1 protein-coding gene is annotated in these 1,761 nt (G+C 71.2%); it reads right to left on the reverse strand.

Annotation, left to right across the window (positions count from 1 at the left end; genetic code table 11):
- Positions 1 to 1,714, reverse strand: a 1,714-nt coding sequence (locus tag PUR56_RS08760; RefSeq protein ID WP_329948459.1) for an acyltransferase domain-containing protein, incomplete at its 3' end; no start/stop codon positions are given.
- Positions 1,715 to 1,761 lie beyond the last annotated feature (47 nt).

Below are 1,761 nucleotides of genomic sequence, written 5' to 3' on the forward strand. Positions count from 1 at the left end.
CGAGGGCGTCGGCGAAGCGGACCGGCTTGCGGACCTGGTCCACCCAGTACTCCGGGTCCGACCACTGCCCGACACCGACCTGACGGCCCGTCACCGACGACACCGCCGGGACCGAAGGCTCGGAGAAGGCCAGGGACCGCACCACTGCGCGGAAGTCCTCCAACATCGGCTCCATCAACCGCGAATGGAAGGCGTGGCTGGTCCGCAGACGGCTGGTCTTCCAGCCCCGCTCGCCCGCAGCCTCCGCGACGGCGTCGATCTCGGCTTCCAGGCCCGCGACCACCACGGCCCCAGGGCCGTTCACCACCGCAACGTCCACATCCGGGAACGCCGCCAGCACCTCCGCCTCGGAAGCACCCACCGCGAGCATCGCCCCACCCGCCGGAAGGGCCTGCATCAACCTGCCACGCGCCGCGACCAGCGCCGCCGCATCGCCGAGCGACAGCACCCCGGCCACATGCGCGGCGGCAACCTCACCGATCGAGTGCCCCACCAGCACGTCCGCCCGCACACCCCAGTGCGACAGCAGCGCATGCAACGCCACCTCCACCGCGAACAACGCCGGCTGCGCGTACCCGGTCCGGTGGATCAGCTCCTCGTCCGCCAGCACCTCCGCCAGCGGCTGGTCCAGATCGGCATCCAGGTGCAACGCCACCTGGTCGAAGGCGTCCGCGAACACCGGGAACGCCTCGTACAAGCCCCGGCCCATCGACGCTCGCTGCGCACCCTGCCCCGTGAACAGGAACGCCACCCGACCAGAACCCGCAACACCCGTCAGACCACCCGACCCGGAAGCTACCGCGCCCAGCCCGGTCGTCAACCCCTCGGTGTCACCGGCGAGCACCACCGCCCGATGGGCCAGCGCGGCACGGCGGGCTGCCGCTGCGGCGAGCGTGTGGAGATCCCGATCGGCCACAAGTCGCACCTGCTGTGCCTGGGCACGGAGCGCCGCCTCGTCCGTACCGGACAACAGCACCGGCACCAAGGGAAGTTGCACCGCTGCCACGACGGCGGCGGACTCGACGGCCGGGGGCTCCTCCACGATCACGTGCGCGTTCGTACCGCTGACGCCGAACGCCGACACACCCGCCCGACGAGGCCGGTCCCCGGCGCTCCAGGGCCGCGACTCCGTCAGCAACTCGACGGCGCCCGCCGACCAGTTGACCTCGGTCGACGGCTCGTCCGCGTGCAGGGTGGCGGGCAGGGTCTCGTGCCGCATCGCCAGGACCATCTTGATGATGCCGGCGACACCGGCCGCCGCCTGCGTGTGGCCGATGTTGGACTTCACCGACCCGAGCCAGAGCGGGTCACCACCGTCACGGTCCTGACCGTAGGTGGCCAGGAGGGCCTGGGCCTCGATGGGGTCGCCGAGCGTCGTGCCGGTGCCGTGCGCCTCGACCGCGTCGACGTCCTGCGGGTTCAACCCCGCCTGCGCCAACGCCGCCCGGATATCCCGCTGCTGCGACGGACCTTTCTGCGCCGTCAGACCGTTCGTCGCACCGTCCTGATTGACCTCCTTGCCCCGCACCACCCAGTGCGACAGCAGAGCATGCAAAGCCACCTCCGCCGCGAACCACGCAGGCTGCGCGTACACGGACCGGTGGAACAGCTCCTCGTCCGACAGCACCTCCGCCAGGGGCTGGTCCAGATCGGCATCCAGGTGCAACGCCACCTGGTCGAAGTCGTCCGCGAACACCGGGAACGCCTCGTACAAGCCCCGGCCCATCGACGCTCGCTGCGCACCCTGCCCCGTGAACAGGA

Origin of the sequence: Streptomyces sp. BE303, assembly GCF_036290945.1 — a bacterium.
GTDB lineage: Bacteria > Actinomycetota > Actinomycetes > Streptomycetales > Streptomycetaceae > Kitasatospora.